This window comes from Mucilaginibacter lappiensis, from assembly GCF_900155965.1.
Taxonomy (GTDB): Bacteria; Bacteroidota; Bacteroidia; order Sphingobacteriales; family Sphingobacteriaceae; genus Mucilaginibacter; species Mucilaginibacter lappiensis.
Genome location: NZ_FTMG01000007.1, coordinates 155,322 through 179,924, shown reverse-complemented (window position 1 = coordinate 179,924; position 24,603 = coordinate 155,322). Strand labels below are relative to the sequence as shown.

The 24,603-nt window shown below is 42.5% G+C and carries 21 protein-coding genes; 9 read left to right on the top strand and 12 right to left on the bottom strand.

Annotation, left to right across the window (positions count from 1 at the left end; all coding sequences use genetic code 11):
• The first annotated feature begins 172 nt into the window (after nucleotides 1-172).
• On the top strand, nucleotides 173-1,009 hold the full coding sequence (locus BW976_RS15100) for an aminotransferase class IV (protein ID WP_076374142.1): 837 nt from the start codon (nucleotides 173-175) through the stop codon (nucleotides 1,007-1,009).
• Nucleotides 1,010-1,085: 76 nt separating this feature from the next.
• On the opposite strand, the gene BW976_RS15095 is transcribed toward BW976_RS15100, so the two are convergent.
• From BW976_RS15095 to BW976_RS15085, 4 genes are all read right to left on the bottom strand, one after another.
• Entirely contained in the window at nucleotides 1,086-1,919 is an 834-nt protein-coding gene (locus BW976_RS15095) for a DUF3050 domain-containing protein (RefSeq protein WP_245834707.1), read from the bottom strand.
• Nucleotides 1,920-2,338: 419 nt separating this feature from the next.
• Nucleotides 2,339-2,470 (bottom strand): hypothetical protein, encoded by a 132-nt coding sequence (locus BW976_RS29890; RefSeq protein ID WP_260180801.1) that lies wholly within the window; start codon nucleotides 2,468-2,470, stop codon nucleotides 2,339-2,341.
• A 49-nt stretch (nucleotides 2,471-2,519) separates the two neighbouring features.
• Entirely contained in the window at nucleotides 2,520-3,437 is a 918-nt protein-coding gene (gene fmt, locus BW976_RS15090; protein WP_076374141.1) for a methionyl-tRNA formyltransferase, read from the bottom strand.
• Between the two features lie 106 nt (nucleotides 3,438-3,543).
• Nucleotides 3,544-4,794, bottom strand: coding sequence for an exo-beta-N-acetylmuramidase NamZ family protein (locus tag BW976_RS15085; RefSeq protein ID WP_076374140.1), 1,251 nt, complete (start codon nucleotides 4,792-4,794; stop codon nucleotides 3,544-3,546).
• Nucleotides 4,795-4,879: 85 nt separating this feature from the next.
• Here BW976_RS15085 and BW976_RS15080 point away from each other — a divergent pair, with 85 nt between their 5' ends.
• The gene (locus BW976_RS15080; protein WP_076374139.1) at nucleotides 4,880-6,100 is read left to right on the top strand and encodes an ABC transporter permease; all 1,221 of its coding nucleotides are present in this window, start codon (nucleotides 4,880-4,882) and stop codon (nucleotides 6,098-6,100) included.
• A 99-nt stretch (nucleotides 6,101-6,199) separates the two neighbouring features.
• On the opposite strand, the gene BW976_RS15075 is transcribed toward BW976_RS15080, so the two are convergent.
• The 7 genes from BW976_RS15075 to BW976_RS15045 all read right to left on the bottom strand — a co-directional run bounded on the left by BW976_RS15075 (nucleotide 6,200) and on the right by BW976_RS15045 (nucleotide 14,702).
• Nucleotides 6,200-7,696, bottom strand: a complete 1,497-nt coding sequence (locus BW976_RS15075; RefSeq protein ID WP_076374138.1) for a RodZ family helix-turn-helix domain-containing protein — start codon at nucleotides 7,694-7,696, stop codon at nucleotides 6,200-6,202.
• Nucleotides 7,689-8,243, bottom strand: coding sequence for an RNA polymerase sigma factor (locus tag BW976_RS15070; protein ID WP_076374137.1), 555 nt, complete (start codon nucleotides 8,241-8,243; stop codon nucleotides 7,689-7,691). The genes BW976_RS15075 and BW976_RS15070 overlap by 8 nt, the downstream gene beginning before the upstream one ends.
• 257 nt (nucleotides 8,244-8,500) lie before the next feature.
• The gene (locus BW976_RS15065) at nucleotides 8,501-8,968 is read right to left on the bottom strand and encodes a hypothetical protein (protein ID WP_076374136.1); all 468 of its coding nucleotides are present in this window, start codon (nucleotides 8,966-8,968) and stop codon (nucleotides 8,501-8,503) included.
• 68 nt (nucleotides 8,969-9,036) lie between these two features.
• Entirely contained in the window at nucleotides 9,037-9,840 is an 804-nt protein-coding gene (mazG, locus tag BW976_RS15060; protein WP_076374135.1) for a nucleoside triphosphate pyrophosphohydrolase, read from the bottom strand.
• An 86-nt stretch (nucleotides 9,841-9,926) separates the two neighbouring features.
• Complete coding sequence (mnmD, locus tag BW976_RS15055; protein WP_317042937.1) at nucleotides 9,927-10,670, bottom strand: tRNA (5-methylaminomethyl-2-thiouridine)(34)-methyltransferase MnmC2; 744 nt, start codon at nucleotides 10,668-10,670, stop codon at nucleotides 9,927-9,929.
• Nucleotides 10,671-10,728: 58 nt separating this feature from the next.
• Nucleotides 10,729-12,063, bottom strand: a complete 1,335-nt coding sequence (locus BW976_RS15050; protein WP_076374134.1) for an MBL fold metallo-hydrolase — start codon at nucleotides 12,061-12,063, stop codon at nucleotides 10,729-10,731.
• Nucleotides 12,064-12,629: 566 nt separating this feature from the next.
• Nucleotides 12,630-14,702 (bottom strand): M13 family metallopeptidase, encoded by a 2,073-nt coding sequence (locus BW976_RS15045; RefSeq protein ID WP_175614114.1) that lies wholly within the window; start codon nucleotides 14,700-14,702, stop codon nucleotides 12,630-12,632.
• A gap of 386 nt (nucleotides 14,703-15,088) precedes the next feature.
• On the opposite strand from BW976_RS15045, the gene BW976_RS15040 reads away from it, so the two are divergent.
• From BW976_RS15040 to BW976_RS15015, 6 genes are all read left to right on the top strand, one after another.
• Nucleotides 15,089-15,706: a TetR/AcrR family transcriptional regulator gene (locus BW976_RS15040; RefSeq protein WP_076374132.1), complete on the top strand. Its 618-nt coding sequence runs from the start codon at nucleotides 15,089-15,091 to the stop codon at nucleotides 15,704-15,706.
• A 25-nt stretch (nucleotides 15,707-15,731) separates the two neighbouring features.
• Complete coding sequence (locus BW976_RS15035; RefSeq protein ID WP_076374131.1) at nucleotides 15,732-16,997, top strand: MFS transporter; 1,266 nt, start codon at nucleotides 15,732-15,734, stop codon at nucleotides 16,995-16,997.
• Between the two features lie 17 nt (nucleotides 16,998-17,014).
• Nucleotides 17,015-17,323: a hypothetical protein gene (locus tag BW976_RS15030; protein WP_076374130.1), complete on the top strand. Its 309-nt coding sequence runs from the start codon at nucleotides 17,015-17,017 to the stop codon at nucleotides 17,321-17,323.
• Between the two features lie 30 nt (nucleotides 17,324-17,353).
• Entirely contained in the window at nucleotides 17,354-17,911 is a 558-nt protein-coding gene (locus BW976_RS15025) for a cysteine hydrolase family protein (protein ID WP_076374129.1), read from the top strand.
• 387 nt (nucleotides 17,912-18,298) lie between these two features.
• On the top strand, nucleotides 18,299-20,950 hold the full coding sequence (locus BW976_RS15020; protein ID WP_076374128.1) for a valine--tRNA ligase: 2,652 nt from the start codon (nucleotides 18,299-18,301) through the stop codon (nucleotides 20,948-20,950).
• A gap of 89 nt (nucleotides 20,951-21,039) precedes the next feature.
• On the top strand, nucleotides 21,040-22,875 hold the full coding sequence (locus tag BW976_RS15015; protein WP_076374127.1) for an ATP-binding protein: 1,836 nt from the start codon (nucleotides 21,040-21,042) through the stop codon (nucleotides 22,873-22,875).
• Here BW976_RS15015 and BW976_RS15010 read toward each other — a convergent pair.
• A complete protein-coding gene (locus BW976_RS15010; RefSeq protein ID WP_076374126.1) occupies nucleotides 22,840-23,301 on the bottom strand; it encodes a type I restriction enzyme HsdR N-terminal domain-containing protein in 462 nt (153 codons plus the stop codon). The genes BW976_RS15015 and BW976_RS15010 overlap by 36 nt on opposite strands.
• Before the next feature lie 246 nt (nucleotides 23,302-23,547).
• Between BW976_RS15010 and holA the strand changes: the two genes are divergently transcribed.
• Nucleotides 23,548-24,570: a DNA polymerase III subunit delta gene (holA, locus tag BW976_RS15005; RefSeq protein WP_076374125.1), complete on the top strand. Its 1,023-nt coding sequence runs from the start codon at nucleotides 23,548-23,550 to the stop codon at nucleotides 24,568-24,570.
• The last annotated feature ends 33 nt before the right edge of the window (nucleotides 24,571-24,603 follow it).

Sequence of the window (24,603 nt, the reverse complement as noted above, 5' to 3'; positions counted from 1 at the left end):
ACAATGTAGATTTCAAAAGAGATCTCATATCTCATATCTCATGTCTCACATCTCATATCTTCCTTACAATGATATGAGACGTTAGACAATAAACCCCATGTACACGAATTGAAAAATGAAAGATGTATCAAAATCTCAAATCTAATATCTCACATCTCATATCTACCTTGCAATGATACCCGTTTTAATCAATTTTAATGGAGATATAATTCCGGCAAACAGCCAGCTGCTTACTATAGCCAATCGAGGTTTTAAGTATGGTGATGGTTTGTTTGAAAGTATGCGTTTAATGAAGGGGCAGCTCAAATTTGCCGAGCAGCATGCCGATCGCCTGCAACGCGGTATGAAGGCGCTTAAAATTGATGGCTACTCGCAAATGGATGCCTGGTTTTTAAAAGATATTTCTGAAGAGCTGGCCAAACGGAATAAGGTAAAACATGGTCGCCTGCGCCTTACTGTTTATCGTGATGCCGAAGGTTTGTATACCCCATCGCAAAATAAAATGGGTTATTGTTTGGAGCTTACCGCATCCGAAGAACCCCGATACTTTCTGAATGAAAAAGGTTTGATCATGGATGTGTTTACCGAGCTACCCAAGCCGTCGAATTACCTGTCCAACATCAAAACTTGTAATTCGCTTATTTATGTGATGGCGGGCATCTACAAAACCCAGAACAAGCTCGACGATGTGTTTTTGCTCAACCAAAGCGGTTTTTTGTGCGAAGCCAGCAGCTCCAATATATTTATCTACTACCAAAATCATTTGTATACTCCTGCTTTAAGCGAAGGTTGTGTGGAAGGGGTGATGCGCCAGGTAGTGATCAAGCTGGCCCAGGATAACAACATTGAGGTTACTGAAGCCCAGATAAATCCCGATATCTTATACGAAGCCGATGAGGTATTTTTAACCAACGCCACCCGCGGCATTCAAACGGTGATGGGCTTTGGCGTACGGCGTTATTTTAACCGCATCAGCAAGGTGCTGATGGATGAGTTGAATAAGTTGTAAGCTACGTTTGGGGTTTTACGTGATACGTTGTACGTTTTTTAACTACATGCAAAACGTACAACGTATCACGTAAAACTTACAACACCGAAGCCACCGGTGCTTTTATAGCCGCCAAAATGCCATCCCACAAAGCAATACGTGTTTGCAGCGCCTCTTTTACGGCTTCTGTTGCTTCTTGCCATTTGGTATCATCATCGCCGCAAAGTTCGGCGGTCATTTGGTAGGCTAATTGGGAATGGTGATCGCCGTCAACTTCAATATGGCGTTCCAGGTAGTACAGCAAAATATCAACCTTTCCTGGCAATTGCTGGCTAAGCTCTTTTACGATGCTCACAAACATATCCGGGATCAGATCCTCACGACCAAAGGTGAATACGGCTGCCTGCACATGATTTTTAGGACTGTCAATCACCTCAAAAGTGTGCTGTACAAAGTTGCGTGCTGCCACCGGGATATCGGCAATGATCAGGGCCTCGTCAATATGTTTGCCAAAATTTAGCTCGTTGAACAGATTGTTGATAGCAACTGCCTGGCTGCCGGCCTGCTGCATGGCACGCAGATAAAGTTCAAAATGGCTGGTGCGGTTACCTGCTTCATCCACATCGCTCTCTTCGCCGGTAACTATTTCGTTGATGAGGTAGCGGGTATTGGAGTTTCCTGTAGGCATCCATGGCGTCACCGTACAGGTTAGTTTTTGTTGCAACGATTTTAATAGCGACATAAAATCCCACACTGCAAATACATGATGATCCATAAAAATGGTAAGTTCCTCCAGGGAGTTAATGTTTTTATAAAGCTCGTGCTGTATTAATTGCGCACGTAAAGGCTGGATCTCGTTTTTTAGCAGGGTGATTCTGTCGCTGTAATTGGCCATGGTAATAAATTTTGTGGCCGCAAAAATAGCAAACATGGTGATTATTAACGAAGTGTTTATTTTATTTTGACTTTGGGTTGATGGGAGATAATAAAATTGTTTGTCATACTGAGCGCAGCGAAGTATCTATTCTGCGATATGAATAGCTTGCAAACAGATCCTTCGTTCCTACCATGGCGTGTCTCCATCATGTCATTGCGAGGAGGAACGACGAAGCAATCTCGTAGCTATTCTTATCGATAAGAACGCGAAGAGATTGCCACGCTATCGCTCGACATAAAATTGATACCTTAATTTAACACGTCATTGCACCCTTAAAAGTCCCGGATTTTATAACTCAAGATGACAAGGGTGGTCACATTCCTTGTATTTGGATTTTAACGCGGATAAAGAAATCAGATCTGATTCGTCTTCACTTTCTTCATAAGCAGTTAAAATATCCTGTTGTTGTGTAGTTAAGCTTGCCAACCAGAATTTTTAGGTTGCAGAGATTGGGTGATCACATCATAAAATTGCGACAGCATTTCAGAGTCATCTATTTGATCTATCAGGTGGTGGAATTCCGACTTTAACTCTGCAAGTTTCATAGTATAAATTTAAGTATATTATTAAAGATTTACAATCTGTTCAATCCCATTACAACCTCATCCCTCTTAAAAAATCCTCAATACCCATGCGCTTTTTACCTTCCAGTTGAATATCAGTCAGACTGATAAAACCATCTTTGGCGGCAAATTTCAGATAGGTTTTATTGTCGGTAAGGAAATCGCCGGGTTGTATGGCGGGCTCGTCTGTTTGTAATTCTGAGCCGTATATTTTTAAAACTTTCCCATTTAATTCGGTATAGGCCGTTGGGATAGGACTAAGCCCGCGTATTTTGTTGTAAATGTTTTGTGCCGGTTGTGTCCAGTCGATCAAACAATCTTCTTTAAAAATTTTGGGGGCGTGTTTCAGTTCTTCGCCGGTTAACAGGGCTGTTTGCGGATGTTCATGATAGCGGCCGCTTTCAACCGCTTTTACGGTTTTAACTAATAATCCGGCACCTTTATTCATGAGCCAGTCGTGCAGTGTACCAGCTGTTTCATGACCTGTTAAAGTTACTTTTTCGGTAAATAACACATCGCCGGTATCAATTTCATGTTTCAGGAAAAAGGTAGTAGCACCGCTTTCTTTTTCGCCATTGATGAGTACCCAGTTAATAGGAGCCGCGCCACGGTATTGCGGTAAAAGCGAAGCATGTAAATTAATGGTACCCTTTGGTGGCATGGCCCAAACTACTTCGGGCAGCATCCGGAAAGCTACTACTACCTGCAGATCAGCATTAAGTGCCTTCAGTTCGGCTAAAAACTCCGGGTTTTTCAGCTTTTCGGGTTGCAGTACTTTCAGCCCGTTGGCTACCGCGTATTGTTTCACTGCCGATTCGCTTACCTTTTGTCCACGACCCGCTGGTTTATCAGGGGCAGTAACCACGCCTACAATGTCGCTACCTGCCTTGATTAGCTCATCTAATGATGCAACGGCAAACTCGGGGGTACCCATAAATACAATTCTCATGTTATTCTTTTAAGTATCGTTATTGGTATCAAGTAGCTAGTATCAAGATTTTGTTTTATGAAACATTCTTTTAAAGGTCGTGATACTTGATACTAGCTGCTTGATACTACTCATATAATAAATATTTACGGCGTATGGTTTTAAACTTAATTAAACCAGGTTCCCAGCTTTTGCGGATCTCTTCCTCACTTTTACCTGCTTCTATCTGTTTCCTTAATTCGGGAGTGCCGGATAGCTTGGTAAAATAGGCGTTAAAGAAATGTGCCTTATCCGGAAAAGCCTTGTATAACTCCATCAGTAACGACAAATCAAGGCGACCCTTCTTCCTGATCATATCTGTACTCTGTGCCCTTAAATCCACACCAAAACATTCTTTGTCTTTCTGTGGTGGATCTTCGCTCATGCCTTTGATACTAAGAGGAGTGAATGAAAAACTGTATTTGCCTTTTAACAAGGGATGGCCTACCTCCAGGAAAGGAAAAAATGTACCGCGGCCCAGGCTTAAGGTGGTGCCCTCAAATAAGCATATACTCGGGTACAGGATAATGGACTGATCGGTATTTAAATTGGGTGATGGGTTTACAGGTAACTTGTAAGGCAAAGAATGTTTGTAGTTGGCTACTCTGATGATTTTTAATTTACACTTGAGGCCGTCCTTTAACCAGCCCTCACCGTTAATCATTTGGGCGTATTCGGCAATGGTCATGCCATGGCTGATGGGTATGGGGTGCATAGCCACAAAGGCGCGGGGCACATTGGCGGTATCTAATATAGGGCCATCAATCAAGTAGCCGTTTGGATTGGGCCTGTCCAGTATCATCAACTCGATATTGTTTTCGGCACAGGCCTCCATCACGTAATGCAGGGTTGATATGTAGGTGTAAAAACGGACGCCTACATCCTGAACATCAAATATCATCAGGTCGAGCCCTTTAAGATCCTCGGCTGTGGGTTTATAGTGTTTATTGCCATACAGCGATATAACAGGTAACCCGGTTTTGGCATCCACATCGTCGTTTACGCTGGCGCCGTTACTGGCATTCCCTCTAAAACCATGCTCGGGCCCGAATATTTTTTTTATGGTAATACCTGCATGCAGCAAACTATCCACACTGGGCTTCAGATTTTTGCCAATAACAGAAGTTTGATTTATCACCATCCCAATATTTTTCCCCTTAAGATAGTTAATATACAGCGGAACTTGATCGGCTCCGGTAATTATTTTGGTAATTATTTCTTCGTCCGGATTAATTTTTGTTGAGTCGCAATTGGTACAAACAGCCGGGCTACCACATGCTGTATTTGCCCATAAAACCGTAATAAAAGCACATTGCAAAAAAATACGTGTCGTCAGCATAAAATATTATGGTTAAACAATTTTTAAAGTAGCAGGTTTAGCAGCAAAACCGCATATTTGCGAAGGTACAAAAAATCATTCTGCATTGAGTTTCGCCTCTTTTATATCAGCCCGGATAACATTTAAGTCAAAACGCACCTTTTCAAAGCTGATTGTGCGCATTGCCATTATAGGCATTATGCTGGGTTTGGGGGTGATGATACTTTCGCTGGCCATTGTGAAGGGCTTTAAGCGGGAGATCCGTGAAAAGATCCGTGGTTTTGCCGGCGACATCAGGGTAGTGAAATTCGATTTGAACAGCTCCTACGAAAGCTCACCTTTTGTGGCTGATCCTAAATTTGAAAACCGGGCGATGAAAAGTCCGTTGATCACCAGGGTAATGCCTTTTGCCACTAAGCCAGGTATCATTAAAGCTAATAATGAAATAGAAGGGGTGGTATTGAAAGGGGTTGATAAAAACTACGATTGGAGTTATTTTAAAAAGACCATGGTGGCCGGTGACGTGATCAATTTTACCGATTCGGTAGAGGCCCAAAAAGAGATCATGCTATCGCAAACTACAGCCAACCGTTTAAAATTGAAGGTGGGCGATAAACTGCTGATGTATTTTGTTCAGGAGCCACTCCGTAAGCGTCAGTTTAAAATAAAAGGAATATTTAGTATTGGGGTGGAGGAGGTAGATAAAACCTTTGTGATAGGCTCTTTATCATTGATCAACCGGCTTAACGACTGGAAGCCGGGCGAAATTGGAGAGTATGAGTTACATGTATCGGATTTTAACCGTGTAGACTATGCTGCTAATAAGCTTGATGATATACTGCCGGTAAAATTACGCTCCTATACCGTAGGAGAGGATTACCCGGCCATATTTGAATGGCTTAACCTATTGGATGTAAACTCTGTAGTGATGCTGGTGCTGATGGTTATCGTAGCGGTGATTAATATGATATCGGCACTGTTGATCATGATCCTGGAGCGAACTTCCATGATTGGTATGTTTAAGGCCATGGGCGCCACCAACTGGAACATACAAAAGGTGTTTTTATTTAACGCAACCTATCTTATTGGGTTAGGACTGCTGCTGGGGAACGCCTTAGGATTGGGTTTAGGTTTCTTTCAACAACAAACCCACTTTTTTAAACTCGACCAGGCATCTTATTACATGACCTTTGTACCCGTAGAGTTTAATTTTACCGATATTTTCCTGCTGAATTTAGGCACACTGGTTATTTGCCTGTTGGTGCTCATTATCCCTTCCATGCTAGTAAGCAAAATATCGCCGGTAAAAGCCATCAGGTTTAAATAGGTTTTTCAGTATCAAGTATCAAGATTGCTTGTATTAGTTGAATACTCCTTTTAAAAAGTCGTGATACTTGATACTAATTCAGCTACTTGATACTTCTTCCTATTTCTTTCCTGTAAAATTGAATTTCAAGTTCAAACCTGCCGAACCAAATTGGATCTGTTGTGAGCCAAGGCCATCAAGCGGGTATTTTAAGAATGGTTCAACAATTAAACGATTGCCTTTACCTACCGGATAGCCAATACCAAAGGACACGTTAAGTGTTTTGGCAAAATAAAAGCTGTTAAAGTTTTTGCGGCTTACATCTTCCGTTGTTTGAGCGGAGGCGCCGGCAGCCGAATAACCATAAACGGAGGTATAGGCCTCGTTGATAAAAGTACCTGAACTTAAACCTGCCGAAACATAGGCATCGGTTTTTTGCGGATTAAATTCATATTTTATATTTACGGGGATATCCAAACCAATTAAACTGGCATTGTAATTTTTAAGCACCGGGAAAGACGAGTTGGCCGTGAACAGAGTCTCCTTATCATAAGGAGCAAAAGCACGCGGAGCTTTGGCTAAGGCATCAAGGCTGGAGGTTGGGGGAGCACTCCCATTATAACTCAATGTGTTTTGGGCCAGCATTACACCGGTTGACAGTTTTAAGTTTTTAGTAAGCCTGATATCGGATGTGATACCCGCACCGGCGTTTACCTGGTTGTGGCTACCTTTGGCATAGTTAAAGAAGGTTGCTGCATACACACCAAAGCGTACTTTTTTATCTTCGGCATATTCCTGTTGGTTTTTTTGTGGCTGTTGAGCTTGCTCGCTGGCAAACAACGCCTCCATACCCTTTTTGGGTGGTTGTGCCTGTTGTTTTTGTAACATGATTGAACCGGTAGTAGTAGCCGGAGCAGTAACAGGGGGGCGTTGTGTATTGGTTTTAGCTATAACAGCTTTGGTGCTATCAACAGGTTTGGTTTTTTTAGTAGGTTCAGTTACAGGGGTATTGGAGCTTTTTGCAGTAGCTGCATATTGTTGCACGTTTGCTTTGGCAATCGCGTTTTTAGTACTGTCAATAACCGGTTTGGTTTTGATAACCGGATTCACCTGCGTATTAGCCAGGAGCTGAGACGCAGGATTTACATTAGTTTTGGCATAAACAGGAGTCTGGGTTGTTGTCGCGCCCAACACAGCAGGGGCAACGACGGGATTATTAGTCGTTGTTGTCTGAGCCGGTTTTTTTGTACTGGCTAAAGGGGCTGCACCTGTATCAGGAGCATTATTTTTATGAGCCGGATTTTGCGTTGCGGCTAATGATGCAGTGTTATCGGCATTTACGGCCTGTTCTGTATGTTTTTTAGCTGGTTTTAAAGCCAGCGTATCTGTAGATTGCTTTTTTTCGGTCATCCATATACCGAGACTTATAAATAACAAGATAGCCGCAGCCGTGCTTGCCCACCACAGCCAGGCAACCGGACGTTTCTTTTCCGTTTCAGGAAATTTTTCCCTGAGCAGTAACCAGCCTTCATCAGCAGAAGGAAATGTGGTGTCGTCAAAATTATCAAACACCTCCCTGATGCGGTTGCTTAAGTCGTTATCCAACTGCTCATCCATGGTTTTGTGTCTCTTTCCTTAACATTTTTCTTAATCTTTCTTTTGCCCGGCTCAGGTAAACCCTTGATGAGCTTACCGGAATAGCGAGCATGTTTGCAATTTCATCGTGATTGTATCCGTCTATCTCGTATAAATTAAAGATGGTAAGCTGAATTGCAGGCAGCTCATTCATCAGTTTTAAAATATCCTGCACATTTAAATTATCAACTGTGCCTATATTGCTGCTTAAGGGAGCAGCATTATCCAAATCAACATTAAGCTGAAATTTAAGATCCTTGCGCCTGCGGTCAATGGCCGTATTTACCACTATAGTGCGCAGCCAGGCTTTAAATGGTTTATCAATGTTATAACTGTTTATAGCATTAAAAACCTTTATAAAAGCATCATTTACAGCCTCTAATGCATCGTCCCGGTTTAAACTATAACGCAAACTTATACCCATGGCGTAGCCATAGAATAGCTTATACAGCATTTCCTGGTACTTTAAGTTGCCTGTTTTGCATTGGCTGATGATCTCTTCTTCAGTAATGCGAGGGGGTGAATGCATTAAGTGTGTTTAATTCCGCGTATAAACTTTGTTGTTGATCTATAGTACCTTACGTAGTAAGGTGCCTTATTGATACATATAAAAATAATAATTTTTCAGATGATCAATTTTTCAGATGATCAATTTTTGCCGATGGCGTTAATAGTTAAAAGATCAGCAGTTTTAAGTACCGCTGATCTTTAGCATTAACAGAGGTAGATGGCTAATGTAAAAAGCTGCCACTCCTAAAAGCGACAGCAGCTAAATTAAAACAATAATTAATTTGAAATCTTTTTAAGATCGTATCGCAAGACAGAATCTTGTACGCTATTGGAGCGCTGAATGATCAGGTTGCCAGTACCATTATCAAAAGCGTATTGATATGTACCAGCCAGATGTATTTTAGTTTGTGGTCCGACTTTATAAGTGCTGTCTATAAAATAGACAAATGTTCCATTGGATGCGTAAGCAAGTTGAAATAAACCTTTGCTACCCGCATGTACCGTAAGGGTATCGCCGGTTACTTTAAAAGTACCTGATGAGGTCATTGTAAGTAATAAAGGAGATGCCTTTTTTACAGTATCGTAAGTAGTATTTCCTGATTTTTTTACCAAAAGTTTACCAGTACCGCTAAAAGTGCCCAGCGGAGGTGTTGGTGCAGGAATTGGATCACTTTTGGTTGAGCATGCTTCACCTAGAACTATTAATGCTAACAATGGTAATACTAAAAATAAATTTCGCTTCATAATCTTCATCTTTTTTTAAACATTACGTGCGTATTTATTTGAACGTTACAACAGGGTGAAAAAAAAAGTTACATTTTTTTTGCTTCCTCCCAAAATATATCCATTTCGGCCAGGCTCATGTCCTGTAGTTGTTTACCATTTTCTTTGGCTTTAAGCTCCAGGTATTGGAAACGTTTGATAAATTTTTTATTTGTTTTTTCCAAGGCGTTCTCGGGGTTGATATTGATAAAACGGGCATAGTTGATAAGTGAGAATAACAAATCGCCAAATTCACCTTCGGCTTTTTCATGGTCGATGGTGCTTTCATCTTCGGCGTTAAATTCATTTCTGAATTCCTGCATTTCTTCTTCAACTTTGGCCCATACCTGGCTTTTCTCTTCCCAGTCGAAACCTACGCCGCGTGCTTTTTCCTGTATACGTGATGCTTTTACTAAAGCCGGTAATGAAGCAGGCACTCCACCCAGTACCGATTTATTGCCTTCTTTTAGTTTAATCTGTTCCCAGTTGCGTTTAACATCTTCTTCGTTTTGCACCTCCACATCGCCATAGATGTGCGGATGCCGGTTAATCAGTTTTTCGCATACACTGTTGAGCACATCCGTAATGTTAAAATCATTAGTTTCCGAAGCTATTTTGGCATAAAAAACCAGGTGTAGCATAATATCGCCCAGTTCTTTTTTTATTTCGGGCATATCGGCGCTTAAAATAGCATCACTTAGCTCATAGGTTTCTTCGATGGTGAGATGCCGCAGGCTTTCCAGTGTTTGTTTTTTATCCCAGGGACAGTTGGCTCTCAAATCGTCCATAATATGGAGCAGACGTTCGAATCCGGTGGCAGGGGTATTAGCGATAGCTGGTGCTTGTAGCGGCATATGTTTTGTTTTTTATGCTGCAAAGATAGGAGTTTTGGGAAGCAAGAGGTAAGAATCAGGAGTCAAGATAAGAAATTCAAAACTCGTTAAGCTTCTTTCACCGCGCGCAGCATTTCGCGTTTGCCGGGTGCGCCGGGTATTTTTTGTATGGTAAAGCCCAGGCTTTTTAGCATTCTTTTCAGGTTGCCGGTTATGGCGTAGGTAACAAACACGCCGCCTGGTTTTAAGAATTGGGCTACGTGGCTTATGGCAGGCAGATCCCACATTTCGGGTTGGTGTACGGCCGCAAAAGCGTCAAAATATAGGATGTCGAATAGCTGATCCGTTTTAAACTCCATGAGCTTGCAGTGAGCTATTTGCAGTTGGGTGTCAGCATCTATACTTACTTCATTTTTTAAAGCATCCGGATAATGTTGCAGATAGCTGGCCCATAATCCGGCGGGGATATATTGTTCATAGCCGGTTTGAGCCATCATATCAGCGGTAAGCGGATAGGCTTCGATCCCGGTATATTGAAGCTTTATTTGATGACGGGTACAGTAATTCGAACTCAATAAAAAATTTAGCCCCGTACCAAAGCCAACTTCCAGTATGCTGATGTTCTGAACATTGGTTTTAGCTAAAAAATAGTCCAGACCGGCATTTACAAATACATGCAAACTCTCTTGTAAAGCACCATGCCGCGAATGATAATGCTCGCCTACCTGTGCATTATAGATGGTTTTGGAACCGTCGGCAGTGGTTACTATTTTTAGTTCATGGTTCATAGATCGTGGTTCATGGTTTTGGGCTTTGCAGCTATTGGTGGTTTCTATGTGATGAATGGTCATTCGCTATAGTGACACTAAAAAAACGCCATGATCTATGAACCATCAACTATGAACCCCTTTATGCAAACTCCACAATCACCTCGCCCAGATCATAAACAGGTACCTGTTTTATTTGGGCGGCTACAATGCTGGCCGCTGCTGCCGAACGATAACCGGCGGCGCAGTGTATCACTATGGGTTTATCTGTTGGTATTTCGTTTATGCGTTCGCGCAGTTCGGGCAGGGGTATGGTGATGGAGTCTTTAAATACCTTGCCATCATTTACCTCGCCGTGGTTGCGTACATCTATAATGTGATAGTTGTTGGGGTTGATCCTGAAATCGTCAAGGTCAAGTGTTACTGATATTTCGGTAGCGTTGGCTGGTGATAACAGCGCGGCTTTGATGTTTTTTTCGTAACCTATTTTAGCCGCTTTTTTGATTAGGATATTCAAACTATCCTCCGTTTCGGCTACCAGGTAAAAAGTCTCATGAGGACCTAATATCGATCCAAGCCAGGTTTCAAATTTTTCTCCATCCTGTAGGTTAATAGCGCCTTTAAGATGGCCGCTCCTGAATTGTTGTTTCGGACGTGCATCAATCACCAATACCTCTTTTTCAAGCGATGCTTCGGTATCGATCCTGGCTACAGTATCAACACTTTGCTGAAACAAGGGTGCGCCGCTTTTATTCAAATCCACATCATAACCAAAATATTTAGGCATAAAAGGCTGATCGGTGGTGAGGGTTTTAACAAAGGTCATTTCGTCCATCAGCTGCAAGGCATAATTTTCGCGCAGCTCGCGACCAATGGTGCTTTCCAGGTCGGGGCTCATATTTTTGCCGCATAAGGAACCGGGGCCATGTGCCGGATAAACCACCACGTTTTTGGGTAAGGTCATCAATTTATGGCGGGTACTCTGGTACATTTGTTTTGCCAGTTCTTCTTTTTTTGCGGTAATATTACCCACATTCTCGCGCAGGTCTGGCCGGCCTACATCGCCCACAAATAAGGTGTCGCCGGTAAAAATCGCGGTTTCTTTGCCTTTTTCGTCTTCCAGTAAAATACAAATGGAATCGGGTGAGTGACCTGGGGTATTGATAGCTTTCAACTTTACATCGTTCAACTGTATCTGGTCGCCATCGTCAAAAGTTTCATGTGGATAGGTAGCACCGGTGAGCTTGCTGCAATAAATTACCGCATTGGTAGCCTGGTGAATTTCCAGGTGCGAGCTTACAAAATCGGCATGAGGATGTGTTTCAATAACGCCCACAATATCGGCATCGTGCTGATTGGCGAAGTCATAATAAGGCTGCGGATTGCGTGCCGGATCTATAACGATCATTTTACCTGTGCGGATCACGGCGTACGATGCATGCGCCAATCCTTTATCGTAGAACTGTTGAATAATCATATTATAACCACAAAGATAAGGGTTTCGGCGGGTTGTTTTAAGGTTGAAATGTTTGCATGTTGTAAATATTAAGACGATTAATACGATGGAATATGCAGTAATTTAGCTGACTTGCATGGAAAAATATGTCATTGCTGTGAGGAACGACGAAGCAATCGCATGCTATACAGGGTAGTTTTGCATGGCGTATACCCGCTCTTGGCCGCGGGAGGGCCAGTTACTTTGTAGCCACAAAGTAACCAGACCGAGCGTAGCGAGATAATGAGCACCAATAAAAATAAACAATTGCGAATAACGGCTTGTCACCAGAAATGCTTCTTTGCCGCACAGAGCCTTTGCCCCGCAAACCGGGCAGAACCAGGGCTGCAATTATTTTGCCCTACTGCGTTCGCGCAATCCTAAGCTTCAGCAAAAACTTGCTATGCCCCGCGTCCGCACAGGCCACCATTGTTCTGCCCGCTTTCGCCCGAAGCCGTTCTGCTGACGGGAAGAAAAAGTGATATAAAACAAAAAGTCCGGTTTTGCCGGACTTTTTGTTTTATATCACTACTCACTACTCAAACTCACTACCAAACCTTAATCCGGTCTTCTGGTTTTTTGTACATTTTGTCGCCGGCTTGTACGTTAAAGGCTTTGTACCAGGCATCGATGTTAGTTAACGGTGCATTGGTACGGAATTGCTCTGGTGAGTGCGGATCAGTCAGGATGCGTTGTGCTGCAGACTCCGGACGTTGCCTGCTGCGCCATACCTGTGCCCATGATAAAAAGAAACGCTGATCGGCGGTAAAGCCATCGATCTTTTTATTTTCCTGGCCTTGTTTGGTTTTTTTGTAAGCTTCATAAGCTATGTTTAAACCACCTAAATCGGCCAGGTTTTCGCCCAGGGTTAGCTTGCCGTTCACATGCAGGGTATCTATCACGGTAAAGGCATTGTATTGTTCAACCACCTGGTTGGCGCGTACTTTAAATTTATCGGCATCGGTTTTGGTCCACCAGTCGCGCAGGGTACCATCGGCATCGTATTGGCGACCCTGGTCGTCAAAACCGTGGGTCATTTCGTGTCCTATAACTGCGCCTATGCCACCATAGTTTATAGCGTCATCAGCCTTAAAATCAAAGAAAGGGAACTGTAAAATACCAGCCGGGAATACGATCTCGTTGTTGGTTGGATTGTAATATGCGTTCACAGTTGGCGGAGTCATACCCCAGCGGGTTTTATCAACAGGTTTACCCAAGCGGCTCAGGTTAAAGTTATAGCGCCAGATAGATAGGGCTTTCAGGTTGGCGGCATAATCATTACGATCAATAACAAGGCCTTCATATGCTTCCCATTTATCAGGATAACCAATCTTTACGGTGAATGCGGCCAGTTTTTTGAGCGCGCGGTCTTTGGTTTCGGGGCTCATCCATTCCAGGCGTTTAATGCGGTCGCCCAGGGTTCCTTTCAGGTTGTTCACCAGGTTGATCATGTATTGCTTGGCGGCCGGTGTGAAATATTTCTCCACAAAAAGCTGCCCCAATAATTCGCCAATGCTGCCATCAACCAGGCCGCTCATACGTTCGTTGCGCGGTGTTTGTACTTTTTGGCCGGATAATACTTTGCTAAAATCAAAAGTAGCATTTACAAACGGCGAGCTTAAGGAGGATGACGCGCCTTTAAGGATGTTCCACTTCAGGTAAACTTTCCAGCTGTCAACAGGAGTAACTGCTAAAAGGGAGTCGGCCGCTTTAAAAAATCCTGGCTGACCAACTAAAACGGTATCCTGTCCATTGGCTTTTAACTGTGGTAATAGGGTGTTCCAGTTTAAGTGCGGGGTGATCTTGCTGAAACCGTCAACAGAAAATTTGTTGTAGGTAACGTTAGGATCGCGCATGGCTACACGGCTCAGCTGTGCTTTGGCCAATGTGGTTTCCAGGCCAAAAATTACTTCGGCATTTTTAGCCGCTTCTTCGCTGCTGGTGCCGGTTAGGGTAAACAGCGCTACAATGTATTTTTTGTAGGCATCCTGGATGCCTTTGGTGCGGGCATCGGCTTTCAGGTAATAGTCGCGATCTGGCAAACTGGTGCCGCCCTGGTTAAAGCCTACTACATATTTGTTCACGTTTTTTTCGTCCTGGCCAACGCCAAATCTGAAAAGCGGACTAGCCTCACCATTAACACGCTGGTAAGTCATTTCGCCAATCACAGCATCGAGACTGTTTATCTGGTCGATACGTTGCAGATCAGGTTTTATGGGCTCATAGCCACGCTTTTCGATAGCCAGGCTGTCCATACCGCTGGCATACAGGTCGCCAACGCGTTGCCTTAAGCTACCTTTGGGCTGGGTGGCTGATGTTTTGCTCACCTCATTAAGCAAGCCCAATAATTTATCGGTATTTTCCTGCCGAAGGATGTTAAAACTTCCCCAGCGGGTTTCTTTGGCAGGTATAGCGTTTTGCTTTATCCAGTTACCATTGGCATAATCAAAAAAATCATCGCCAGGTTTTACACTGAGATCCATATTAGCCGGATCAATGAATTTTTTAGGGACTGCAGGTTTGTGTTTTGGTTTGGGGGATACGCCGCCATCGGCAGCAAAACTGTTGGCAGACAGTGCCAAAGCACCTGCCAGCATCACGTAAGATAACTTTAATTTCATGTTATATTTAAAAATTAAAGTTAATGAATTATAGCAGATATGAGCAAACCGGCTTATAAAAAATACTTAGCGGTTAAACCAGTTTATAAAAAAGGAAAGCTTTGATTTTTTCAGGATATCAAGCCAAACGCGATGTAAGTCCATTGATTTCACAGCTGTTAAGGTTGTTCCTGTAAAAAACGCCCCTTTTGTAAAATTATTGTGATATAATACCGTTAAGCCGAAAACCTTTAGTCATAAGCCCTAAGTTAACGGCCAACTTTTTCCTAACTTCAGACTCAGGACTTTCGACTTTTGACTATTTATGAGTTGAAATAAAACAATTAAACATTTTTTGTTAAAATGTCTAAAAATGCTTACCTTTGCCTTGTTAAAATTTATCCCGTATGTCGGCAAGTATTTCCACCAAAGAAGATTTCATGCAGCAACAGATCCTGGCTGCGGCTAAACGCCTGTTTCAGGTGTATGGCCTGGCTAAAGTTACGATGGATGATGTTGCCAAGGCCATCGGCAAGGGCCGGAGCTCCCTTTATTATTACTATAAAAGTAAGGACGAAATTTTTGACGCGGTTGTCCATATAGAGGTTCGCGAAATGCTGGCCGCGATGACCCACGCTACCAGTCAGGCATCAGGCCTCGAACAAAAGCTTCGGGCCTTCTTTTTGACCAAAATTGAAATACTTCGTGAAAAAGGAGCTTTTTTTAAATCGCTTGACGTAGGTATGGATGCCAATGCCTTATCTGAATTCCAGAAAACTAAGATTGCTCTTCATTATCTGATCGTTCGGCAGGAAAGTGCTTTGATGAAGCAATTGCTTACGGATGGTGTGAACAAAGGCGAACTGCGTAAAATGCCGGATCAGGAATTGGATGTGTTCATTATGGTGCTGTTGAGCAGCCTGCGCGGATTCAAGCGTGAACTGGAATTAGAAAATGATCCGGCAAAAGTTGAGCCCGCGGTAGATATGTTTACCCGAATGGCCCTATACGGGCTGAAGAACTAAATTTTTTTACTCTATTTTCGACAAAATGACAAATAACGTCCAAAAGAAAAATAAAAACGAACACACCTTCCGCGCTTTTCGCAACCGTAATTATTCCTTGTTTTTTACCGGGCAGTCCATTTCCCAAATCGGTACCTGGATGCAGCGCACAGCGGTGATCTGGGTTATTTATTCGCTTACACATTCGGCCTCCATGATTGGTTTTGCTGTTTTTGCACAGCAGTTTCCTGCATTTTTATTTTCGCTGTTTGGTGGCGTAATCGCCGATCGTTATCCCCGGTATAAAATACTGCTGGTCACCCAAACCGCCTCCATGATACAGGCCATACTGCTGGCGGCACTCATTTTAACCAACCATTATGTTATTTGGGAAATGCTAACCCTTAGCGCCATATTGGGCACTATCAATGCCTTTGACGTGCCCGCACGGCAGCCAATGGTACATGAAATGGTAGATGACAAGGCCGATCTGGCAAATGCTATCTCTCTCAATTCGGCTATGGTCAACTTGGCCCGGCTTATTGGCCCGGCTTTATCCGGTATGGTTTTGCAGAAATTTGGTGCAGGTGTTTGCTTTGTTGTTAATGCGGTGAGTTTTATAGCGGTGATTATATCCCTGCTGTTGATGAAGTTTCCGGAGTTTAAACTGCCCGCCGTTAAGAAAAAGGTTACCTCCGAATTGGCAGAGGGCCTGAAGTATCTGAAACAAACTCCCGCTATTAGTATGCTTATCCTGCTGATGCTCTGTTTAAGCCTGCTGATTTTGCCTTATGATACCATGGAGCCGGTTTTTGCCAAAGTTATTTTTAAGGGCAATGCTGCCACCTATGGGTATATCAGCGGCTGCATTGGTTTAGGAGCGCTTATTGGCAGTTTCTTACTGGCCTCGGCAAAAAAAGGCATTAATTTAAAGATGGTATTGATACTAAGTATTGCCACATTAGGTATGGGACTCATCTTGTTTTCCCGAACAAGTTATTTTGCCTTGGCGCTGCCGTGTGCGGTTATATTGGGACTGGGATCAATTACACCGATGTCAACCAGTATTACTATTATCCAAATGGAAGCAGCTGCCAATATGCGCGGCCGGGTAATGAGTTTTGTGGCCATGGCCTATTTTGGAATGATACCGCTGGGCAGTTTGCTTATTGGTACCATTTCTCAAAAATTAGGCGCGCCGTTAACCATGCTTTGCCAGGGTATAGCGGCACTTGTTATTGCGGTTTGCTTTTCTGTAATTTTAAAGAGCGACCGGCAGGAGTTAAAAGAAAAAAATCATTCAATTATTTAATCATTAAACTATTTAGTATGCAATGGTATCATTATTTCGGCGGTTTTTGGGCAGGTATGTTCCTGGCCAATTTCGTTCCGCATTTTATTAAAGGCATCGCCGGTGATCACTTTCCTACGCCTTTTGCCAAACCGCCAGGGAAAGGCTTATCAACCCCGCTGGTGAACGTATTATGGGCCCTGTTTAATTTAGCAGTAGCTTACCTGCTTTTCAGGGGGGCTAAAGTATCTGTTGATGACAGTCTATCTGTCCTGATCTGCTTTATCGGCTTTGGCTGTATGAGTATTTTTGGGGCGATGAACTTTGTGCATAAGGACAAGATTTAATCAGAAAATTAATCATCATAAAAACAAAAAATGGAACAAAATAAAACAAACACCGCCCTGTTGGTTATGGATATGCAGGCGGGCATAGTAGCCATGCTGTCGGCAGATATTCTGAAAACTACAGCCAAAGCTATTGCGAAAGCACGCGAACAGAAAATTCCGGTTATTTACGTGGTAGTTGGTTTCAGGAAAGGCATGCCTGAAGTGGGCTCAAACAATAAATCTTTCGCCGCCAGTAAAGAACGGTTATCAAGCGTTAACATGGATGAATTTATGCAGATTCATAACGATTTAAAACCGCAGGCTGATGAAGTTGTGGTTACCAAACGGCGTTTCAGCGCATTTACCGGCAGCGATTTGGAAGTTATCCTGCGGGCTTATGGCGCTCAGCATCTGGTGCTTGCCGGTGTATCTACCAGCGGTGTAGTTTTATCAACCCTGCGCGAAGCTGCTGATAAAGATTATCGCTTAACCGTACTGAGTGATTGCTGCGCCGATGGTGACGAGGAAGTGCACCGAGTACTCACTACCAAAGTTTTTCCGCGCCAGGCTGATGTGCTCACGGTGGAAGAATGGCATGTTGCGTAGTACGTTTTCTACTCCAGACTTTATTGCTTATATTTGTATATACCACAGCCCGGTTCTCTCAAAAGGAGAGAATCGGGCTGTTTAGTTAAAGGGAAATAAGACCCCAAAACCAACCATTTGGTATGTAGTTATTTGATAGTCAATTATTTAATACTTCTTAAACCTGTCAAAACCGTGTTAAAATTTGTTAAAAAGTGTTAAAATCGATGGTTTTGACTGAGTTTTCGAGTGTTTTTGATGTGTTTTTGCCCTGTTTTAATGCAAAAAAGTGTTAAAATAAAACTTTAAAAAGTATTTGTTTAACATTTTGCCGGTCAAAATGCAGCAGTAATTATCCATGAACTATCGACTATGAACTAAGCGCGTAAATCCCTATTTTTGCGCGTTATGAGTATTTCTAAAACATATTTGCCCAAAGAAACCGAAGAGAAGTGGTATAGTTACTGGTTAAAGCACGATTTTTTTAAATCGGTGCCTGATGAGCGCGAGCCTTATACCATAGTCATTCCGCCACCCAATGTTACCGGGGTTTTGCACATGGGGCATATGTTGAACAATACCATACAGGATGTGTTGGTTCGCCGAGCCCGTATGAAAGGTAAAAATGCCTGCTGGGTTCCCGGAACCGACCACGCCAGTATAGCTACCGAAGCTAAGGTGGTGGCCATGCTCAAAGAGCGCGGCATCAGCAAAACAGATTTGACCCGCCCCGAATTTTTGGCTTATGCCTGGGAGTGGAAAGAGAAATATGGCGGCATCATCCTGGAACAACTTAAAAAGTTAGGAGCATCCTGCGATTGGAGCCGTACCAAATTCACGATGGACGAGGATATGTCCGAAGCGGTAATAGATACTTTCATTCATCTTTATAAAAAAGGCCTGATATACCGTGGTATCCGCATGGTGAACTGGGACCCACAAAGTAAAACCGCTGTATCTGACGAGGAAGTTATCCGTAAGGAGGTTAACCAGAAGCTGTATTATATACGCTACGCAGTTTCGGGTGGCGAGTTACCAGGTTCGGGTGAAGCAACCGGCAATTACCTCACCATTGCTACCACCCGTCCGGAAACCATTATGGCTGATGCGGCTATCTGTATCAACCCGAATGACGAACGGTACGTACACCTGCATGGAAAAAAAGTATTTATCCCGCTGATTAACCGTGAGATACCGGTTATCCTGGACGAATACGTGACTATGGATTTTGGTACCGGCTGTTTAAAAGTTACCCCGGCGCATGATCTGAATGACTATGAACTGGGTCAAAAACATAACTTACCGGTTATTGATATTTTAAATGACGATGGTACGCTGAACGAAAAAGCGCAAATATTAATTGGCGTTGATCGTTTTGCGGCCCGTAAAAAAATAGCCGTATTGTTGGAAGAAGCTGGCGCATTGGAAAAAGTAGAGGACTATAAATCGCAGATCGGTTTTTCGGAACGTACAGATGCGGTTATCGAGCCAAAACTATCTATGCAATGGTTTTGCAAAATGGGCGAGATGGCCAAACCCGCCTTGGATTATGTACTGAATGGTGAGATTAAGCTAATACCTGATAAATTTATCAATACCTACCGTCATTGGATGGAGAATGTAAGGGATTGGAATATCAGTCGCCAGTTATGGTGGGGACAACAGATCCCAGCCTGGTATTTGCCAAACGGCGAATTTGTTATTGCTAAAAACGCCGAAGAAGCATTGGTTGAAGCCAAACTCAAAAATCCGGCACTCACAAGTCAGGACCTGACCCAGGACCCCGATGTGGTTGATACCTGGTTTTCATCATGGTTATGGCCCATATCAGTATTTGGTGGATTTAAAGATCCGAATAATGCCGATATCAACTATTATTACCCAACTAACGACCTGGTAACTGCGCCCGAGATCTTGTTTTTCTGGGTAGCCAGGATGATCATGGCCGGGCACGAGTTCAGGGGTGAGGTGCCTTTTAAAAATGTGTACCTTACTGGTATAGTAAGGGATAAACTGGGTCGTAAAATGTCTAAATCCTTAGGTAACTCGCCCAACCCGCTCGATCTGATCGAAACTTACGGAGCCGATGGTGTTCGTGTTGGTATGCTGCTTTGCTCGCCTGCCGGTAACGATTTGATGTTTGATGAAAGCTACTGTAAACAAGGCAGTGGATTCGCCAATAAAATATGGAACGCGTTTAAGCTGGTAAAAGGCTGGGAGGTTGATGACACGCTTGCCAATCCAAATACTATAGCTATAGAATGGTTTGCAAACCGTTTTGACCAGGCATTGGGCGAAATAGAAGATAATTTTGCACAGTACCGTTTGTCTGAAGCTTTAATGGCCACCTACAAACTGGTATGGGACGATTTTTGCGCCTGGTACCTGGAAATGATCAAACCGGTTTACCAGCACCCAATTGACCGGGCTACTTACACCGCTACCATACAATTCTTTGAAAATATATTAAAAGTTTTGCATCCGTTTATGCCTTTCCTGACCGAGGAATTATGGCATGATGAACTGTTTGGCGAACGTGCCGAAAAGGAATGTTGTATTGTTGCACAATTGCCAATTATTGGGGAAATTAATGCACGGCTATTGACTGAGGTTGAAACGGTGAAGGAAGTTATTGCCGCCATACGGAATACCCGCAAAACAAAACACATTGCTGACAAAGAGCCGCTTGAGCTTTTTGTAAAAGCCAATTCTGGTATAAATTATCTGGAATATGAGGCAATAATAGCCCGACTTGGAAATATAAGCCAGTTTTCGGAAGTTAAGGATAAAGTGAATGGGGCCATCAGCTTTTTAGCTTCAACAGATGAGTTTTTCGTTCCTTTTCAGGAGGAAATTGATCCGGTAGCAGAACGTGAAAGACTGGAAAAAGAGAAGGAATATCTTTTAGGATTTTTAAAATCGGTAAATGCAAAGCTGAATAACGAACGTTTTATGAGCAATGCCAAACCCGAAATTATTGATATTGAACAGCGTAAAAAAGCTGATGCCGAAGCCAAATTACAGATCATCCAAAAAGGGCTTGATGATTTGGCTGGTTAATTGCATATAAAAGGTCGCTGCAAACAGCTTAAGCTAACGGGTATTACCCCGGTTAGCTTAAGCATTAATAAGGTGTTTGCCGTTCGAGTATGTGCCAAAAAGCAAGTTTTTTTAACTTCTCTATCTACAAAATCCTTTCAAAGGAACAATCCGTTCTTGATCAGGCGCGTATACGTTTATTATATTATGGTTTCTTTCTGGTGTTTGTGGCTTCTGCTGCATTATTAACCAGTGTTTACTTCCAGGGGCAGATGATGCTGGCCTACACTTCTTTATTTTTGATGTTCAGCATCATCGTATTATTTAAGGCTCTAACCTACAAACCAAACTGGCTTAGTATATCGCACGTGTTGCTCATTGTGGGTACTTTGCTTAATGTAAGTATTGTATACATATCGTTGCAAAGCATCAATATAGTTACGGTGCAGGTGGTTATTATCGTAATTGTATTCAGCTATTACATGCTGGGTCAAAAGTGGGGATTGATCTATTCACTGCTTAACACAATACCTATACTGCTTTTTTTGTTTATCGAGCACAATTACAGTTATGTAATACGTATAAAGCCCGATAAGATAGATCAATCAACTATTGTGATTAGTCTGTTTGCTAATTTTATATTACTCATTTTTATTCACAGCCACCTATATAACGCGTTTATAAAAAATTTGAAACAGCTGAAAGAAAGTGCTTACAAGCAAAAGGCGCTGAATCAGAAATTAGAAAAGGCAATTGAGAAGGCCGAGAAATCGGCACATGTCCAATCAGAGTTTCTGTCAACCATGTCGCATGAGATTCGTACCCCATTAAATGCAGTGATTGGTATGAGCAACTTATTGATGATGGGCAGCCCAAGGCCCGAGCAAAAGGAGAACCTGGAAATATTGAAATTTTCGGCAAATAACCTGCTGGCCATTGTAAATGATGTGCTCGATTTTAACAAAATTGAATCCGGGAAACTGGTATTTGAAAATGTTCGTTTTGACCTGGTTGAACTGATGTATAATATTTGTGGCGGGCAGATGTTAAAGGCCCATGAAAAAGGCCTGCAGTTTACCCTTACTGTTGACAATGCGCTGAAAAATAAAGTTTTTTTTGGTGATCCAACCCGTATCACCCAGGTGGTTTTTAACCTGGTTAATAATGCTATAAAGTTTACCCCTAAGGGCAATGTGTGGGTGAGTGTTACCAGCCAGGAGGATAGGCATAACAATCTTACGGTAAGGTTTTCGATAAAAGATACCGGTATAGGTATCAAAGACAGCAGCCTGAAAAATATCTTTGAACCGTTCACCCAGGAGTCATTAGCTACCACACGTGAGTATGGAGGTACCGGGCTTGGTTTGGCCATTGTAAAACGCCTGCTTGAATTGCAAGGCACCCATATTGAGGCGATCAGTAAAATTGGTGAAGGATCTGAGTTTTTATTTAATATGGAACTCTCCGTATCAACAGAAGTGATTGCTGCAGGCATGGGTAAACAAGCAGAAACAGCTGAAGAAGAAGGTTTGAAAAGCCTGAAAGTGCTTATTGCCGAAGATAACATGGTGAATGTTATGCTGATGAAGAAGCTGCTATCAAAATGGAAAATAATACCCACTATTGCCGAAAATGGTGAACGCGCGGTTGAATTTATGCAGTATGGTAATTTTGATATTATACTGATGGATCTGCAGATGCCGGTAATGAACGGGTTTGATGCAACTCAGGAGATCAGGAAAATGGCCGACCCTAAAAAGGCAAGGATCCCCATCATTGCACTAACGGCCTCGGCCCTGGTTGATATTAAGGATAGGGTATTTAGGGTGGGGATGAATGATTATGTATCAAAACCATTTAAACCCGACGAATTGCTGGAGAAGATTCAAAAACTGATAACCCTCCCTGGTTTAAACAGTTCCGGGATAAGCGGGCATGTCCTCTAAAAATAGGTATTTTTTGTTGACATGGTCAATACAGCAATAATAATGTTGCAAACCATTGCTAACGGCCAGTAACGACACCTGGTGAACCATATTATACCGGGCTATCTGGTCAAATGTTTTTTGATCAATGGTTATGGAAGGGGCTTTGCACTCCACAATAAGTATTCGTTTACCTTCTGTATTAAATACAACAATATCGGTTCGTTTTTGTAGCCCGTTAAGTTTCATGCCGCCTTCCAGCTTGATCAATGCACGCGGATAGTTTTTGTGTTTAATAAGATATTGTACAAAATGCTGGCGTACCCATTCTTCGGGGGTGATAATGATGTTTCTCTTTCTGATTTCATCAAATAGGCTGAGCTGCCCGTTCTGATCGGTAATTTTAAAAGGGTAAGGGGGAAGATTAAGCGGCTGCAGCAAATCCATTCTTTAAATTCAAAATTCAAAAGTAAAAATTCAAAAGGATAAGCAAGCTGTTCAGTTAAAATTAAAAATAATAAAGGCCTATCTCGCCGCTGATCTGTCCTTAAATCAGAAACTAATGTCGATTTTGGATTTTCTCCTGGCGTTTATTTTCGTTTTGTAGCTCAAGAGTGCCCGGCAATTTTTACTTTTGAAGCCTGAATTGAAAAGTATTTTTGACTTTTGAATTTTTAATTTTGACTTACCAGCATGTCCGCAGCAGAGCTATTAAAAGATATTAAGAACCGTAAATACAAACCCTTGTATCTGTTGCATGGTGAAGAGCCTTATTTTATTGACCTGGTGAGCAACTACATTGAACATAGTCTGTTACCAGAGACCGAAAAAGGCTTTAATCAAACCGTGGTATATGGTAAAGACACCGATATGATGACGGTACTTAATGCTGCGAAACGTTATCCTATGATGGCCGATTACCAGGTAGTACTGGTAAAGGAAGCACAGGAGATGAAATGGGGTAAAGATGATGACGGTAAAAAAGGTATCGATCCGGTTTTAAGTTATCTCGAAAATCCATTGCCAAGTACCATATTGGTGTTCTGCTACAAGTATGGCAAGTTTGATAAGCGAAAAAAAACCTATAAAGCCATTGAAAAAAATGGGATCGTTTTTGAATCGGCCCCATTATATGATAATAAAGTACCGGCCTGGATAGAGGGTTATATCAGCGACAAGGGGTATAAGATCAACGCGCAGGCATCGGCCATGCTTTCAGAATATCTGGGCAATGATCTTTCAAAAATAGCCAATGAGCTTGAAAAGCTAATGCTCAATGTGGCTGCCGGTCAGGAGATCACGCTTAAACTTATTCAGGATAATATAGGCATCAGTAAGGAGTACAACGTATTTGAACTGCAAACAGCCCTGAGTAAAAAGGATGCCTATAAAGTTAACCAGATCATCAATTATTTTGAGGCCAACCCCAAGGCCAATCCCATTGTACTGGTACTGGGCAACCTGAATAACTATTTTAGTAAGGTGCTGGCCTATCATTATGTAAAAGATAAATCGCAGCAAAACCTGGCCCGGGAGTTGGGAGTGAACCCGTTTTTTGTAAAAGATTATGAGCAGGCTGGGCGTAGCTATAATTATCAAAAAACGATGCAAATCATTAGTTATCTGCGCGAGTACGATTTGAAAAGTAAAGGTGTGGAGTCAAACGCGCCGCATGGCGAGTTGATGAAAGAGCTGATGTTTAAAATTCTTCATTAAACTACTGTTTGTTGTTTGCAGCCCGGTTAATAC

Coding starts and splice junctions, on each gene's coding strand:
- BW976_RS15100 (WP_076374142.1), top strand. CDS start 173: ATGATACCCGTTTTAATCAATTTTAATGGAGATATAATTCCGGCAAAC.
- BW976_RS15095 (WP_245834707.1), bottom strand. CDS start 1,919: ATGTTTGCTATTTTTGCGGCCACAAAATTTATTACCATGGCCAATTAC.
- BW976_RS29890 (WP_260180801.1), bottom strand. CDS start 2,470: ATGAAACTTGCAGAGTTAAAGTCGGAATTCCACCACCTGATAGATCAA.
- fmt (WP_076374141.1), bottom strand. CDS start 3,437: ATGAGAATTGTATTTATGGGTACCCCCGAGTTTGCCGTTGCATCATTA.
- BW976_RS15085 (WP_076374140.1), bottom strand. CDS start 4,794: ATGCTGACGACACGTATTTTTTTGCAATGTGCTTTTATTACGGTTTTA.
- BW976_RS15075 (WP_076374138.1), bottom strand. CDS start 7,696: ATGGATGAGCAGTTGGATAACGACTTAAGCAACCGCATCAGGGAGGTG.
- BW976_RS15070 (WP_076374137.1), bottom strand. CDS start 8,243: ATGCATTCACCCCCTCGCATTACTGAAGAAGAGATCATCAGCCAATGC.
- BW976_RS15065 (WP_076374136.1), bottom strand. CDS start 8,968: ATGAAGCGAAATTTATTTTTAGTATTACCATTGTTAGCATTAATAGTT.
- mazG (WP_076374135.1), bottom strand. CDS start 9,840: ATGCCGCTACAAGCACCAGCTATCGCTAATACCCCTGCCACCGGATTC.
- mnmD (WP_317042937.1), bottom strand. CDS start 10,670: ATGACCATTCATCACATAGAAACCACCAATAGCTGCAAAGCCCAAAAC.
- BW976_RS15050 (WP_076374134.1), bottom strand. CDS start 12,063: ATGATTATTCAACAGTTCTACGATAAAGGATTGGCGCATGCATCGTAC.
- BW976_RS15045 (WP_175614114.1), bottom strand. CDS start 14,702: ATGAAATTAAAGTTATCTTACGTGATGCTGGCAGGTGCTTTGGCACTG.
- BW976_RS15040 (WP_076374132.1), top strand. CDS start 15,089: ATGTCGGCAAGTATTTCCACCAAAGAAGATTTCATGCAGCAACAGATC.
- BW976_RS15035 (WP_076374131.1), top strand. CDS start 15,732: ATGACAAATAACGTCCAAAAGAAAAATAAAAACGAACACACCTTCCGC.
- BW976_RS15030 (WP_076374130.1), top strand. CDS start 17,015: ATGCAATGGTATCATTATTTCGGCGGTTTTTGGGCAGGTATGTTCCTG.
- BW976_RS15025 (WP_076374129.1), top strand. CDS start 17,354: ATGGAACAAAATAAAACAAACACCGCCCTGTTGGTTATGGATATGCAG.
- BW976_RS15020 (WP_076374128.1), top strand. CDS start 18,299: ATGAGTATTTCTAAAACATATTTGCCCAAAGAAACCGAAGAGAAGTGG.
- BW976_RS15015 (WP_076374127.1), top strand. CDS start 21,040: ATGTGCCAAAAAGCAAGTTTTTTTAACTTCTCTATCTACAAAATCCTT.
- BW976_RS15010 (WP_076374126.1), bottom strand. CDS start 23,301: ATGGATTTGCTGCAGCCGCTTAATCTTCCCCCTTACCCTTTTAAAATT.
- holA (WP_076374125.1), top strand. CDS start 23,548: ATGTCCGCAGCAGAGCTATTAAAAGATATTAAGAACCGTAAATACAAA.